13 protein-coding genes are annotated in these 14,165 nt (G+C 69.2%); 4 read left to right on the top strand and 9 right to left on the bottom strand.

Features of this window, described 5'->3' with window-relative positions:
• Positions 1 to 170: 170 nt before the first annotated feature.
• Positions 171 to 1,352, top strand: coding sequence for a sensor histidine kinase (locus ACWEWT_RS13895; protein WP_452558922.1), 1,182 nt, complete (start codon positions 171 to 173; stop codon positions 1,350 to 1,352).
• Positions 1,353 to 1,456: 104 nt separating this feature from the next.
• Here the strand turns inward: ACWEWT_RS13895 and ACWEWT_RS13890 are convergent, their stop codons facing one another.
• The 7 genes from ACWEWT_RS13890 to ACWEWT_RS13860 form a co-directional block, all read right to left on the bottom strand.
• Positions 1,457 to 3,091: a solute symporter family protein gene (locus ACWEWT_RS13890; RefSeq protein WP_452558920.1), complete on the bottom strand. Its 1,635-nt coding sequence runs from the start codon at positions 3,089 to 3,091 to the stop codon at positions 1,457 to 1,459.
• Complete coding sequence (locus tag ACWEWT_RS13885) at positions 3,088 to 3,441, bottom strand: DUF485 domain-containing protein (protein ID WP_452558919.1); 354 nt, start codon at positions 3,439 to 3,441, stop codon at positions 3,088 to 3,090. The genes ACWEWT_RS13890 and ACWEWT_RS13885 overlap by 4 nt, the downstream gene beginning before the upstream one ends.
• A gap of 162 nt (positions 3,442 to 3,603) precedes the next feature.
• A complete protein-coding gene (locus tag ACWEWT_RS13880; RefSeq protein ID WP_452558918.1) occupies positions 3,604 to 5,382 on the bottom strand; it encodes a sodium/solute symporter in 1,779 nt (592 codons plus the stop codon).
• A gap of 18 nt (positions 5,383 to 5,400) precedes the next feature.
• A complete protein-coding gene (locus ACWEWT_RS13875; protein WP_452558917.1) occupies positions 5,401 to 5,769 on the bottom strand; it encodes a hypothetical protein in 369 nt (122 codons plus the stop codon).
• Positions 5,766 to 6,554: a LytR/AlgR family response regulator transcription factor gene (locus ACWEWT_RS13870; RefSeq protein ID WP_452558915.1), complete on the bottom strand. Its 789-nt coding sequence runs from the start codon at positions 6,552 to 6,554 to the stop codon at positions 5,766 to 5,768. The genes ACWEWT_RS13875 and ACWEWT_RS13870 overlap by 4 nt, the downstream gene beginning before the upstream one ends.
• Before the next feature lie 40 nt (positions 6,555 to 6,594).
• Complete coding sequence (locus tag ACWEWT_RS13865) at positions 6,595 to 7,056, bottom strand: VOC family protein (protein ID WP_452558914.1); 462 nt, start codon at positions 7,054 to 7,056, stop codon at positions 6,595 to 6,597.
• A 91-nt stretch (positions 7,057 to 7,147) separates the two neighbouring features.
• Positions 7,148 to 8,041, bottom strand: a complete 894-nt coding sequence (locus ACWEWT_RS13860) for a hypothetical protein (RefSeq protein WP_452559166.1) — start codon at positions 8,039 to 8,041, stop codon at positions 7,148 to 7,150.
• A gap of 216 nt (positions 8,042 to 8,257) precedes the next feature.
• On the opposite strand from ACWEWT_RS13860, the gene lspA reads away from it, so the two are divergent.
• The 3 genes from lspA to ACWEWT_RS13845 are packed head-to-tail and all read left to right on the top strand — an operon-like array spanning position 8,258 to position 10,669.
• Positions 8,258 to 9,049, top strand: a complete 792-nt coding sequence (gene lspA / locus ACWEWT_RS13855; RefSeq protein WP_452558912.1) for a signal peptidase II — start codon at positions 8,258 to 8,260, stop codon at positions 9,047 to 9,049.
• Positions 9,046 to 9,972 (top strand): RluA family pseudouridine synthase, encoded by a 927-nt coding sequence (locus ACWEWT_RS13850; RefSeq protein WP_452558910.1) that lies wholly within the window; start codon positions 9,046 to 9,048, stop codon positions 9,970 to 9,972. The genes lspA and ACWEWT_RS13850 overlap by 4 nt, the downstream gene beginning before the upstream one ends.
• 4 nt (positions 9,973 to 9,976) lie before the next feature.
• Entirely contained in the window at positions 9,977 to 10,669 is a 693-nt protein-coding gene (locus tag ACWEWT_RS13845) for a hypothetical protein (protein WP_452558909.1), read from the top strand.
• Here ACWEWT_RS13845 and ACWEWT_RS13840 read toward each other — a convergent pair whose 3' ends face one another.
• Positions 10,670 to 11,488 (bottom strand): PhzF family phenazine biosynthesis protein, encoded by an 819-nt coding sequence (locus tag ACWEWT_RS13840; RefSeq protein WP_452558908.1) that lies wholly within the window; start codon positions 11,486 to 11,488, stop codon positions 10,670 to 10,672. It lies immediately after the preceding gene.
• Between the two features lie 227 nt (positions 11,489 to 11,715).
• Entirely contained in the window at positions 11,716 to 14,142 is a 2,427-nt protein-coding gene (locus tag ACWEWT_RS13835; RefSeq protein ID WP_452558906.1) for an HAD-IC family P-type ATPase, read from the bottom strand.
• Positions 14,143 to 14,165 lie beyond the last annotated feature (23 nt).

Genomic DNA, 14,165 nt, shown 5'->3' with positions numbered 1-14,165 from the left:
ATCCGCCTCCGATTTCCGGGCCGGACAGCCGCGTACCGGGCCGCTGGCGATATCCGTACGCCGGCTCGTAGCATTCGAACCGATCGCGGTGATCTCCGGCCGGGTGCCAGGGCGGGTCGGCGGGACCGGGCGATCGGGACAGCGGCGGGACAGCCGGGACAGGAACAGCGATGACCGCGACCTTGCTCACCGTATCCGGCGCGGCGGTGCTGATCGCCGCGGCACTGCTGATCTGGGCGCGGCCCCGGCGGATGGTCACCACTCCCGCCGAGCGCGCCGTGCACACCGCGCTGCACACCGCGTCCCTGGCGGCCCGGCCGCTCCGCGGCGGGCTCACCCGGGAATCCGCCTATGAAGCCGCACCTCATCTGCGTGCCCTGGTCGGAGCCGAGGGGCTCGGGGTGAGCGATCCCGACGGCGAACTCCTCGCCTGGGACGGCACCCACGAAACACTGGCGGCCGAGTTCACCGGGACGGCCCGGCGGGCCGTCGCGGCGCAACGGCCCGTGCTGGCACATCTGCCCGAACCCGATCATCCGGGACGCACCCTGGTCACCCAGCCGTTGCTCAGCGATTCCGGCACCGTGGTGGGAGCGCTGGGCATGGTCACCGGCAACCGGCCGGGCCCCGGTGCGCTCGGTGCGCTGGCCGAAGTCGCCCGATATGCCTGCGGCCAGCTGGAACTGGCCGAACTCGACGCTTCCCGGGCTCGGCTCGACCGCGCCGAGGTGCGCGCGCTGCGGGCGCAGATCAGCCCGCATTTCATCTACAACGCGCTGAACACGATCGCCTCGTTCGTCCGGACCGATCCGGACCGGGCCCGCGAACTCATTCTGGATTTCGCGGATTTCACCCGGTACTCGTTCCGGGACGCCGGGGAGTACACGGTGCTGGCCGACGAACTCAGCAATATCGAACGGTATCTGGAGCTCGAACGCGCCCGGTTCGGTCCGGCACTACAGGTGAGGCTGCGGATCGCGCCCGAAGTGCTCGGGGTGACGCTGCCGTTCCTGGCATTGCAGCCGCTGGTGGAGAACGCCGTACGGCACGGCCTGGCCGCTACCCCCGGCGGTGGCACCGTGACGATCGAGGCGCTCGATGCCGGAACCGATTGTGTGCTGAGTGTGGAGGACGACGGCGCCGGTATGGATCCCGATCTGCTGCGCTCCGGATCCCTCGACGCGGCCGGGCCCGCATCCACGGACGGCGCGCATATCGGCCTCGCCAATGTCGACGACCGCCTGCGCGCCGCGTTCGGAAACGATTACGGACTGGTGGTGGATACCGCACCCGGGTCCGGGACCAAGGTGAGTATGCGCGTGCCCAAATTCCGGCCCGGTATCAGACCGTGAACCGGAACGGCCGGGCCCCGCTCACCCTCACAGAGCGGGGACCGGCCGGCCTGCACCGAGGATTGCCCCCCGGATGCCGCCGCCACGGCATCCGGGGGTGGGTTTCAGTGCGCGACCGCCTTCTCGGCGCCGACGCCGGTCAGCGCCCGCACCTCCATCTCCGCGGCCTTCGCCGGATCCTCGGTGTCCTTACCGCCGAGGTAGGTGCCGACGATGCCGAGTACGAACGCCAGCGGGATGGATACGATCCCCGGGTTGGACAGCGGGAACCAGTCGAAATCGAGATCCGGCAGCATCGCCGTCGAGGAGCCGGAAACCGCCGGGGAGAACACGATGAGCACGATCGTGGAGATCAGCCCGCCGTACATGCTGAACAGCGCGCCGGTGGTGTTGAAACGCCGCCAGAACAGCGAGTACAGAATCGTCGGGAGGTTCGCCGAGGCCGCGACCGCGAAGGCCAGTGCCACCAGGAAGGCGATGTTCTGGCCGTTGGCCAGGATGCCCAGCGCGATGGCCAGGATCCCGATCACCACCGCGGTGATCCGGGAGACCCGGACCTGTGCGGCGTCGTCGACCTTGCCGCGCCGGATGACATTGGCGTAGATATCGTGCGCGAACGAGGCCGACGCGGTGATGGTGAGCCCGGCGACCACCGCGAGGATGGTCGCGAACGCCACCGCCGAGATGATGCCCAGCAGAACGACCCCGCCCAGTTCGAAGGCCAGCAGCGGTGCCGCGGCGTTCTGGCCGCCGGCCGCGCCGAGGATACGGTCCGGTCCGACGATCGCGGCCGCGCCGTAGCCGAGCACCAGGGTGAACAGGTAGAAGGCACCGATCAGCGCGATCGCCCAGACCACCGAGCGCCGTGCCTCTTTGGCGGTCGGCACCGTATAGAAACGCATGAGGACATGCGGCAGGCCGGCTGTGCCCAGGACCAGTGCCAGGCCGAGCGAGACGAAGTTCAGTTTCGACATCTCGCTACCGCCGTATTGCGCGCCGGGGGCGAGAACATCGCGGGCGGCCACCTTCGCGTCGGCGGAACCGCCGATCGCGCTCTGCGCGCCGGACAGGATCTGCGACGGATCGAAACCGAATTTCGCCAGCACCAGCACGGTCATCACCGCGGCGCCGGCGATGAGCAGGACCGCTTTGATGATCTGCACCCAGGTGGTCCCCTTCATACCGCCGACCAGCACGTACACGATCATCAGCACACCGACCACGGCGATCACCACAGCCTGCCCGGTCTTACTGGACACATCCAGCAGCAGCGCCACCAGTCCGCCGGCACCGGCCATCTGCGCCAGCAGGTAGAACAGCGAGACCGCCAGGGTGCTGATCGCGGCAGCGGTACGGACCGGCCGCTGCTTCAACCGGAAACTCAGCACATCGGCCATGGTGAATTTGCCGGTGTTGCGGAGCATTTCGGCGACCAGCAGCAGGGCCACCAGCCAGGCGACCAGGAACCCGATCGAATACAGGAAGCCGTCGTACCCGTAGACCGCGATGGCTCCCGCGATCCCGAGGAAACTCGCTGCGGACAGGTAGTCGCCGGCGATGGCGATACCGTTCTGCGGCCCGGTGAAACCGCGGCCGCCGGTGAAATAGTCGGTGGCGCCGCGGGTATTACGACCGGCCCAGAACACCACCACCATGGTGACCACGACGAATGCCGCGAAGATGGCGATATTGGCAACCGGGTTGCCGACCGTGGCGTCGGCGGCGTACAGCGAGATCACGACTGGTTTCCTTCCAGTTCGGCGCGTAGCGCTGCGGCCCGCGGATCCAGTTCCCGGTTGGCGAACCGGACGTAGAGGCCGGTGATCACGAAGGTCGAGACGAATTGCCCCAGCCCGAGCAGCAGCCCGATATTGACCTCGCCGAATACCCGGGTGGCCATGAAATCGTGCGCATAGGCGCCGAGCAGGACATAGCCGAGGTACCACAGCAGGAACAGCGCGGCCATGGGGAAGATGAAGCGGCGCAGCCTGTTACGGAGTTCCTGGAATTCCGGGCTCTGCTGCGCGGCGACGAAATCCGGTGGGGGCGTGACCCGCCCGCCGCCGTCGTCGAGATCGATATCGGTCATGCCGGGTCCCTCATCATGTGACGTGTACTACCTGTGCAGAAGGTAGCCGTCCGGCGACAGCCCGGAACCCTTGTGACGGGGGTCACTCGACAGAGGTGGGTAAGTATGCGGTGAGCGGTCACCGTGCCGCGACGAACGGTCGGGCGGGAACGCGGGCGGCGATCAGTCCGGCCGGTATCCGGGAACCCGGTCGGCTCCCATCCCCAGCCGCTCCGGGGCGTGCATCCGGACGAATGCCCGGCGCACCCCCGGCGACCGCGGGGTGAAGCGGCTGACGAGCACCATCGTCCCGAAGGCCAGCGGCACCGCGACCGCCGCGGGATACCCGAGCAGGGCGGCGGGCCAGCCACCTGCCGAATCGTGGGAGACACCGCCCAGCACCGACACCAGTGTCGCCGCCCCGGCCACGAATCCGCCGGCCGTCAGCCCGGCCGCCGCACCCGCCGCCGTGAGACCCCGCCACCAGATCCCCAGGACCAGCAGCGGGCACAGCGTCGCGGCCGCGAGCGAGAACGCCAGACCCACCGTGCGCGACAGATCCAGCGAGACCACCCCCAGCGACAGTGCCAGCGGGACCGCACCCGCGACCACCGCCCCGACGCGGAAATCACGGATCCGCCCACGCAGTACATCGGTGCTCAGTACCCCGGCGATACTCACCACCAACCCCGACGAGGTGGACAGGAAGGCCGCCATGGCGCCCGCGGCGACCAGCGCCGCCAGCAGCTGCCCGGGCAGTCCGGCCAGGGCCGAGGAGGGCAGCAACAGCACTGCCGCGTCGGAGGTTCCGGTGATCAGCAGCTGCGGTACATAGAGCCGGGCGAAGACACCGAGCAGCACGGGGAACAGATAGAAGGTCCCGACCAGCGCGATCACCGCGACCGCGGTGGAGCGGGCCGCCCGCCCGTCGCGGTTGGTGTAGAAGCGCACCAGAACATGCGGTAACCCCATGGTGCCCAGGAAGGTGGCGATCATCAGCGAATACACCTGATAGCGCGGATGCGGTCCGGCGAAGCCGCTACCGGGCAGCAGCCAGTGCGCGCCGTCGGCCGGGGCCCCCGCCACCACCGGTACGGCCGCGCCCGGTTCGAGCACCAGGCGGGTGTCCCGGTCCAGTTCGTGGGTACCCGCCGACAGCAGGACGGGGCCGTCCACCGCACGATCGTCGAGCACCCCGTGGACCGCCGCCCACTGCGGCGCGGCCAGTTGTACGACCACCGGTGTGGTCACTTCGACCGTGGTCTGTTCGCTCACCGTCGGCGGCGCCGGGGCACCCAGTTCTCGATCACCGCCGGGCCGGTCGGCGGCGAAGAAATGTACGAGCAGCACCAGAGCCGGCAATGCCACCGCGGTCAGTTTCAGCCAGTACTGGAAAGCCTGCACGAGCGTTATCGACCGCATCCCCCCGGAAACGACATTGGCCACCACGATCACCGCCACCGCCACCGCGCCCACCCAGCCGGGCACCCCCAGCAGAATCCGCAGGGTCAGTCCGGCACCCTGGAACTGCGGGATCACATATACAGCGCACACCAGTACCACCACCACGGCGGCGAGCCGGCGCAACCGCGGCGAACCCCACCGGAACTCCGCGAAATCGGGGACGGTGTAGGCCCCGGAGCGCCGCAGCGGTGCCGCCACGAAGAGCAGCAGCGCCAGATAGCCCGCGGTGAAACCCACCGGGTACCACAGTGCGTCGGCACCGTATTTGGCGATCAATCCGGCCACTCCGAGAAACGAGGCGGCCGAGAGGTATTCACCGGAGACCGCGGCGGCGTTCCAGCGTGGGCCGACACTGCGCGAGGCCACCAGGAAATCGGACGTCGTCCGGGCCCATCGCACCCCGTACACCCCGAGTACCACGGTCGCCAGCGCCGCGGCGAGCAGCGCCGAGACCGTCAGACCGGACGCGGTCACCACCCCGGTCCACGCATCCGCCACGGCACCGGGACGACCCGCTCAATCACCGGTGACCTCGAGGAAATCGTTCTCGTTGCGTTCGGACAGCCGCAGGTACACCCGGCCGGTGAGCCACAGCAGCGGGTAGACGGCTCCACCCAGCACCAGCCAGGGCAGCCGGATCCCCAGCACCACCGTCTCGGCCACCGCCGTCACGCCGAACAGCAACGGCAGCGCCGCGAGCAGTAGGGCGATCACCAGTCCGCAGCTCAGGGCGAGCCCCAGCTGTGCCCGGATCAGCCCACCGATCAGGGCCTCCCCGATCTCGGTCTGCTCGGCGACCTCCACCCGGGTCCGGACCGGGCGCGCCCCGCGGCGTTCGGCGAGCACCACCCGGCGGCGCGGGGGTCTCGGTGCGGCGCCGATCATCGCCGATCCGGCGACGGATGCGGTCCGTGCACCAGCCGCTGCTTGAGTTCGCGCACCTGCCGGCGGCTCACCGGCAACTCCACTCGCTGCGCCCCGCGCAGACAGACCAGCGTGCCCGACCCGGCCGTACGCAGACCGGTCACCCGTCCGAGCGCCACCAGATAGGAGCGGTGCACCCGCAGGAAATCGTCGCGCCAGCGTTCCTGCAGCGCCGAGAGCGGGATACGGACCAGATGGGAGCCGGTATCGGTATGCAGCCGGGCGTAATCGCCCTCGGCCTCCACCCAGTTCACCTGCGACCGGTGCACCAGTGTGGTGACGCCGCCGAGTTCCACCGGGATGACCTCGTGACTCGCCCCCGGATCCGGTGCGGGTTCCGGTTCGGTGCGGGCGCGGCGCTCGGCGATCCGCCGCACTGCGGCGGCCAGACGCTGCCGGCGCACCGGTTTGAGCAGATAGTCCACCGCGCCCAGATCGAACGCGGCCACCGCGTGATCCTCGTGTGCTGTGACGAAAACGATCGCGGGCGGGTTCACGAATTCGGCGAGCACACCCGCCAGCTCCATACCGTCCAGGCCCGGCATATTGATATCGAGGAATACCGCGTCGGCCCCGTGCGCGCGCAGAATCCGCAGCGCACCGGTCGCGTCGGCGGCGCCGTGCAGTTCGGTCACCGCGGGTTCGGCGCGCAGCAGATAGAGCAGCTCGTCCAGCGCCGGCTGCTCGTCGTCCACGGCCAGCACCCGCATCACGCCAGACCCTTCCTGCTCCTTCGACTCGACCATCGTAGTCACCCGAGGCAGGTCACGGGCCCGGTACGGTCGTTCAGGATCCCAGCTGTTCCATCCGCCGCCGCATCTCCTCGGGTTCGATGTCCTCGACATGGGTGGCGACGGTCCACTGATGGCCCCACGGATCCACGAACGCGGCCGTGCGGTCGCCGTAGAACTGGGTCTCCGGAGCGCTGATCTCGGTGGCGCCGCCGGCGAGCGCGGCGGCGTGCGCGGCGTCCATATCCGGGACATAGACATAGAGGTTGACCGGGGTGCCACCGATCGAATGCGGATCCCGGAACGCCATATCCGGGGCCGGGTCGCCCAGCATCAGCACCGAATTTCCGATCAGCAGCTCACAGTGCATGACCGTATCGCCGGGACCGGGGATCCGCATCCGCTCCGTGGCCCCCAGCACCCGTTTGTAGAACTCCACCGCGTCCGCGGCCCCGGCGATCGCCAGACCTGGGGAAATAGTGGGATAGCCGGCGGGAACAGGCGAGACATCGGACATCACAGGACCTCCGGTCGCGGAGCGGTTGTCGGACATCTCCGAGCCTATGCCCGGTCCCGGCCGCCGGGCAGGGACGAATACAGCCGGGCGGTCAGTCGCCCCAGCTGACGTCGGTCTCGATGACCTGACGCAGCACTGTCGAGGTGCGCGGGTCGCGGTAGTACTGGTGGCCGCCGATCGAGATCGAACCCGCGATCGGCAGCGGCAACCCCAGATCCACGGTGATATCGCCGCTGCCCTGCATCGCGTAGTCCTCGATATCGAGAGTGCCGGCCTCGTTCGGGAGGTCCCAGATATTCGATTTCGGCGTCTGGGTGACGTCGAGCCGGATGGACAAGCGGCCACCGTCGCGGTCGACCAGTGTGGCCGTGGTGACCTGGTCGAGGTCGACCCCGCCACCGACGGTCTGCTGCACCCGCCATATCGCGCCCACCCCGACCGGTTCGTCGGGGAAGGTGATGGATCGGTATACCGCCTGGTAGAAGGCCTGCTCGAGCGCGGCCCGAGCCGAATTGGAGGTATCCGGAGCGGGTGCCAGCCGTAACGCGGTGATACCGCCGAGTTCGCTCATCTCGAAACCGGCGTGCGTACCGTCGGCGGCGGTCAGCGCCTCCGACAGTGCCGGATCGGGAGTAGTGACCGAGCCGAGGGTCAGTTCGACACCGCCGGAATCGGTGGTGGCGGTCATCGGAATGGTCAGCGCCGGACTGGAGAAATCGCGCACCTGCTGGGAGTCGATCTGCTGCTGGATACGGTGATCGGTGCGCAGCGTCACCGCCTGGATGGTGCCGTTGTAGTAGGAGGGGCGCAGCATCGACCGGGGCTCCTCGCCGGGATCCACCGTCGTGACCACGGCCGCCGCGATCGGCACCGTGACCTCGTTACCTATCCCCAGCGGTTCGGTGCCGTCGGCGTCGGCCCCCGAATCGCCGCCGTCGCTGCAGCCGGAACCGAAAGCTGTGAGCCCTACCGCCAGAACCACCATCAGCACTCTGGACCTCGCCAGGCGTGGCGTGGGAAACGAACACAACACCGTCACGACCGACAGCCTACGAGGCGTACCTGAGCGTGGGCTGGGACATTGTCCGGAACTTCCGGCACTCGCCCCGCCACCGCGTCACCCGGCCGCGACGCGCCGGGCCGGACGGCTCGGCCCGCTACCCGCGGGTGCCCACGGTACTGCGTCGATCCACCTCGAGAGATGATGGTCGGCGTGAGTGAGGACCGGCCTACGCCAGAGCAGGACCCCGACGACCGCCCCGGCGGTACCGGCGCGCAGCCCCGGCAGCGCCTGCGGCTACTGCTGTCGGTCGCCGCGACACTGTTCGCACTCGACCTGGTCACCAAGGTGATCGTGGTCGCGCGGATACGGCCCGGGGAATCGGTTTCCATTGTCGGCGATGTCGTGGAGCTCGTCCTGGTACGCAACCCGGGCGCCGCGTTCTCCATGGCCACCGGGATGACCTGGCTGCTGACCCTGGTCGCGGCCGCGGTGGTGATCGGGGTACTGCGGATCGGCCGCACCCTGCGCTCGACCCTGTGGGCGATCGGCCTCGGCGGGGTTCTCGGTGGCGCGCTCGGCAACCTGGTGGACCGGCTGTTCCGCGCACCCGGGCCGCTGCAGGGTCATGTGGTCGACTTCGTCTCGGTCGGCTGGTGGCCGGTGTTCAATGTGGCCGATTCGTCGATCGTCTGCGGGGCGATCCTGCTGGTGACACTGACCGTCTTCGGCTTCGAACCGGACGGAACCCGCTACAAGGACAAAGACAAGGCCGCCCCGGAAACAGCCGCCGGCGAAACACCCACGGACACCACACCCGATACCGCACGGGACGGTTCCACCGATGATTCCGCGCCGGAGAACATCGTGGGCCCCGCCCGGGAGGATTCCGCGACCGCCGGCCCGCCGGCCGAAGCCGCCGCGACCGAGAATTCCGGCACCCGGGGGGATATCACCGGGAAGACCGCCGACGGCAAGGAGACCGCCGCATGAGAGAGACCAGGACGATGCCCGTCCCCGACGGCCTCGACGGGATGCGGGTGGACGCCGGCCTCGCGCGGCTGCTCGGACTGTCCCGGACCGCGGTCGCGGCCCTGGCCGAGGACGGTTCGGTACAACTCGACGGAGTGGCCGCCGGTAAATCCGACCGGCTCACCGCCGGGGCCTGGCTCGAAGTGGTGTTCCCCGAACCCCGGCGCGAGCTGAGCATCGAAGCCGAGCCGGTGGAAGGGATGAAGATCCTGTACGCCGACGACGATATCGTCGCCGTCGACAAACCGGTCGGCGTCGCCGCCCATACCGGGGTCGGCTGGAGCGGGCCCACGGTCGTCGGTGGATTGGCCGCGGCCGGCTACCGGATCTCGACCTCGGGTGCCCACGAACGGCAGGGCATCGTGCACCGCCTCGACGTCGGTACCTCCGGAGTCATGGTGGTGGCACAGTCCGAACACGCGTATACGGTGCTCAAGCGCGCGTTCAAACAGCGCACCGTGGACAAGCGCTACCACGCCCTGGTCCAGGGCCACCCCGATCCCAGCAGCGGCACCATCGACGCCCCCATCGGCCGGGCCCGCGGCAACGACTGGAAGTTCGCGGTCACCTCCGACGGCCGCCCCAGCGTCACCCACTACGACACGGTGGAGGCGTTCCAGGCGGCGAGCCTGCTCGATATCCATCTGGAGACCGGTCGTACCCATCAGATCCGGGTGCATTTCTCCGCCATCCGCCATCCGTGCTGCGGTGACCTCACCTACGGCGCCGACCCCCGGCTGGCCGAACGGCTCGGACTGCAGCGCCAGTGGTTGCACGCCCGGTCGCTGGGTTTCCAGCATCCCGCGGACGGCCGCTACCTGGAGATCACGAGCGAATACCCGGACGATCTCACGAACGCGCTGCGCGTCCTGCGCGACGCCTGATCCGATGTCCGAGGCTCCCGCACCGACCGCCCCTCGCCGCATCCGGCGGGGCCTGGCGTTCGGCGCGGCCACGGCGGCGTGCGGTGTTCTCGTCCTCGCGCTCGGGTATCTGATCCCGCCCGCGGAGACGGTCGTCACCACCGACCGTCTCGGGCCCGACCAGGGCGAATCCGTCCGCGAATACCTCGACCGGGCCGGGGGCACCCTGGCCGGTTCCGGCGACGGTGCGCGATGGGCGCTGGTGTCGTTCAGCGAATACCGCGCCGCCGCCGAGCTGCGCGACCAGGTGGGCGATATCCGTATCGGGCAGGTGCTCTATCAGGTTCCGCTGCCGCGCGTCGCGACCCCACTGGTCGCGGTACCGACCCCGGACACCGATACCGCGCTGCGGCGCTCGGGAGCCGATGCCGCCTGGCAACTGGCCGATCGACGCCGTTATATGACCGCCGACCGCACCGCACGAATCCTGGACATCACCGTCGCGCGCCTGCGCGAGGGTTGCGCCTGTTCCCCGGGGATCGTCGTCCACGCCTCGTTACCCCGGCTCCGCGCACTCGGCGAACACCCCGGAATCCGCGCCGTCGAGGCGCTACCGGCCGACGCGGTAGCCGGACGCTTCGCGGTCGGCCCGCTGCTCCCCGACAGTCCCGATCCGGTCGGCCCGCCACCCGACGACGGCCCTGTCCCACCGGCCTGATCAGAAGTCCAGCGTCACCACACCGTCGAGATACCGATGGCAACGACCGGTCAGCAAGACCCGGTCCCCGGCCAGCTCGACCGCCAGCGACCCGCCGCGGCGGGAGAGCTGACGCGCGCTGAACTGGGTCCGGCCCAGCTCCGCGGCCCACAGCGGGGCCAGCTGGGCATGCGCCGAACCGGTCACCGGATCCTCCGGCACGCCGACACCGGGCGCGAAGAACCGCGATACGAAATCCACCTCGTCGCCGCGGGCGGTCACCACCACACCCCGCTGCACCTTCGGGAACGCGCTGAACGCCGGTGCCAGCTCCCGGACCTGCCGCTCGCTGTCCACCACCACGACCACATCCGCACCGGAATAGACCCGGACGGGCTCCACCCCCAACGCCGCCACCAGTACGGCGTCCGGCTCGACCGGAACGGATTCGACCGCGGGCAGGTCCAGGACGTACTCGTCGTCATCGGTACGATCCACCCGCAACCAGCCGCTGTGGGTGAAGAAACTCACGCGGTCCTCCCCCGGCTGGATATCGCAGAGGATATGCGCCGCCGTCGCCAGCGTGGCGTGCCCGCACATCACCACCTCGGTCACCGGGGTGAACCAGCGCAGGTGATACGCGGGCCAGCTCCCCGGCGGCGGCCCGGCTTCCGGGGGTAACCGCGAGGTGTAGAAGGCTGTTTCGGCGAGATTGTTCTCCTCGGCCAGCTGTTGCAGCACGGTATCGGGTAACCACGTCGGCAACGGCATCACCGCGGCCGGATTCCCGGAGAACGGTGCGTCGGCGAACGCGTCGATCTGGTGCAACAGAACCTCCATGCCACCGAAGGTACTCCAGGCCCGAATAAAACCGTCTCCCAACGTAATCGAGGCGTTTCGCGGCCCGTCCGGGCCGGGCGGGGGCGGGCCCGGCCGCCGGCTGCGGAGGCGGAATCGGCCCGGAAAGCGGCATGTGGGCCCGCTCGCGTCATCGCGCGACCGGGCGTCCGCTACCCACCCCGCTCCGCACGTGCCGATCGCTGTCCCACCAGCCGGCACGCCCCGGCTCACACCTCGCCGGGCGCGGCCGGGATCAGCTTGTGCGACTCCCCCCGCACACTCGCGCTCGCCCACCAGGCGACCTCGACCAGCACGATCCCCACCGCACCGCAGATGAACGCGGCGGTGGTCAGCCGGATGTTCGAGGGATCCAGGGCGAAGAACTCCCGGGTGAACGGCACCGTGAACAGCACCAGGTACGCCGCCACCGATACCGCGATGAGCACGACCTTCCACCAGGTGTAGGGCCGGGCGACGATCGCCAGCACCCAGACCGCGATCATGATCAGGGTGATGAGCGCGGTGGTCCCGGCCTGCATCTTCTGCTGTTCGCTGGCTTCGGGGCCGGCGTAGGCGATGAGGTAGGCGACGAAGGTCGCGGTACCGATGACAACCCCGGAGGGGATCGCCAGTCGCATCACCCGGCCGACGAAACCGGTCCGGGCCCGCTCGTTGTTCGGCGCCAGCGAAAGAATGAACGCGGGAATGCCGATGGTGAACCAGGCCGCGATGGTCACATGCCGCGGCAGGAACGGGTAGCCGATGGGTTCGTAGCCGAAGATCTGCGAACCGACACCGGCCGCGCCGATGAGGAAGGCCAGCAGCACCGAGTAGACGGTTTTGGTGAGGAACAGGTTGGAGACCCGTTCGATATTGCCGATCACGCGACGGCCCTCGCCCACCACGTACGGGAGGGTCGCGAATTTATTGTCCAGGAGCACGATCTGCGCGACCGCCCGGGTCGCGGGGCTGCCCGCACCCATGGCCACCCCGATATCGGCGTCCTTGAGGGCGAGCACGTCGTTGACCCCGTCACCGGTCATGGCCACGGTGTGGCCGCGGGACTGCAGGGCGCCGACCATGGCACGTTTCTGATCCGGGCGCACCCGGCCGAATGTGGTCTGCTCCTCCAGTACCGCGGCGAGTTCGGCGCGGTCCGCGGGCAGCGTGCGCGCATCGACGGCGTGCTCGCCGCCGGGCAGGTCCAGCGAAGAGGCCACCGCGCCCACCGAGACCGCGTTGTCCCCGGAGATCACCTTGATCGACACATCCTGGCTCGCGAAGTAGTCCAGGGTGTCGCGAGCGTCGGGCCGCACCTTCTGTTCGAGCACCACGAGTGCGACGGGAGTGATCGTGCCCGGCGCGTCGTCGGCGTCCACCGCGCGATCGCCGCGGGCGAGCAGCAGGACCCGCAGGCCGGTCGCGCCGAGTTCTTCGGCCGCGCGGGCATCGGCCGATCCGCTGTCGAGCAGGACATCGGGTGCGCCCAGCAGCCAGTCGCCGTGGTCTCCGTAGGAGAAACCGCTCCATTTCTTGGCCGAGGAGAACGGCGCGACCGCGGTGTACGCCCAGCCGGATGCGGCGGGGAGCGCTTCGGCGATGGCCTGGACGCTGGCGTTGGGCCGGGGATCGTCGGCCGCCATGGCCGCCAGCGCCTGCCGGGCGTGTTCCTCGGCGCCGGAACCGGTTTCGATCATGCGGAGCTCGGCCAGGCGCATCCCGTTCTCGGTGAGGGTGCCGGTCTTGTCCGCACAGACCACATCCACCCGGGCCAGGCCCTCGATCGCGGGCAGTTCCTGGACCAGGCATTTGCGCTGCCCCAGCCGCACCACACCGACCGCGAAGGCGATCGAGGTCATCAGGACCAGCCCCTCGGGCACCATCGGTACCAGGGCGGCCACCATCCCGGTCACAGCGGGACGCCAGGATTCCCCGCTGGACACCAGCTGGTTGTAGATGCTCAGCGCACCCGCCGGGATCAGCAGATAGGTGATCACCTTGAGGATGGTGTCGATACCGTTGCGCAGTTCGGAGTTCACCAGGGTGAACTTGCTGGCCTCGTCGGCCAGTTTCGCGGCGTACGCGTCCTTGCCGACCTTGGTCGCCCGGTAGGCGCCCGAACCGGAGACCACATAGCTGCCCGAGAGCACCTGCGCGCCGGACTCTTTGGCGACATCGTCGGATTCGCCGGTGAGCAGCGATTCGTCGACCTCGAGCAGTTCGGCTTCGACCACTTCGCCGTCGACCACGATCTGGTCGCCCGGTCCGAGTTCGATCAGATCGTCGAGTACCACATCACTGGGCGCGACCTGTTCGGCGCGGCCGTCCCGGCGCACGGTGGGTTTGGCCTGGCCGACGATCGCCAGCCGGTCCAGCGTCCGTTTGGCCCGGATCTCCTGGATGATGCCGACCGCGCTGTTGGCCACGATCAGCAGGCCGAACATCCCGTCGATCACCGACCCGGTCGCCATCACCAGCACGAACAGCACACCCAGGATGGCGTTGATCCGGGTGAACACATTCGCCCGGACGATTTCACGCACCGAACGGCTGGCCCGGTCCGGTACATCATTGGTGAGCCCGTCGCGCCGGCGCTGCGCCACCTCCGCGGCGGTGAGACCCGGCATCCCGACGGACTGCACAGTTGTCGACATGGATGTCAGCGTAGCCAGCGCGA

This window comes from Nocardia sp. NPDC003963, from assembly GCF_053605105.1.
The sequence above is the reverse complement of the archived record's forward strand: the minus strand, read 5'-3'. Positions and strand labels throughout refer to the sequence as shown.

Coding starts and splice junctions, on each gene's coding strand:
- ACWEWT_RS13865 (WP_452558914.1), bottom strand. CDS start 7,056: ATGTCCGATGTCTCGCCTGTTCCCGCCGGCTATCCCACTATTTCCCCA.
- ACWEWT_RS13845 (WP_452558909.1), top strand. CDS start 9,977: ATGTCCGAGGCTCCCGCACCGACCGCCCCTCGCCGCATCCGGCGGGGC.
- ACWEWT_RS13885 (WP_452558919.1), bottom strand. CDS start 3,441: ATGACCGATATCGATCTCGACGACGGCGGCGGGCGGGTCACGCCCCCA.
- ACWEWT_RS13875 (WP_452558917.1), bottom strand. CDS start 5,769: ATGATCGGCGCCGCACCGAGACCCCCGCGCCGCCGGGTGGTGCTCGCC.
- ACWEWT_RS13835 (WP_452558906.1), bottom strand. CDS start 14,142: ATGTCGACAACTGTGCAGTCCGTCGGGATGCCGGGTCTCACCGCCGCG.
- ACWEWT_RS13860 (WP_452559166.1), bottom strand. CDS start 8,041: ATGGTGGTTCTGGCGGTAGGGCTCACAGCTTTCGGTTCCGGCTGCAGC.
- ACWEWT_RS13840 (WP_452558908.1), bottom strand. CDS start 11,488: ATGGAGGTTCTGTTGCACCAGATCGACGCGTTCGCCGACGCACCGTTC.
- lspA (WP_452558912.1), top strand. CDS start 8,258: ATGATGGTCGGCGTGAGTGAGGACCGGCCTACGCCAGAGCAGGACCCC.
- ACWEWT_RS13870 (WP_452558915.1), bottom strand. CDS start 6,554: ATGGTCGAGTCGAAGGAGCAGGAAGGGTCTGGCGTGATGCGGGTGCTG.
- ACWEWT_RS13850 (WP_452558910.1), top strand. CDS start 9,046: ATGAGAGAGACCAGGACGATGCCCGTCCCCGACGGCCTCGACGGGATG.
- ACWEWT_RS13895 (WP_452558922.1), top strand. CDS start 171: ATGACCGCGACCTTGCTCACCGTATCCGGCGCGGCGGTGCTGATCGCC.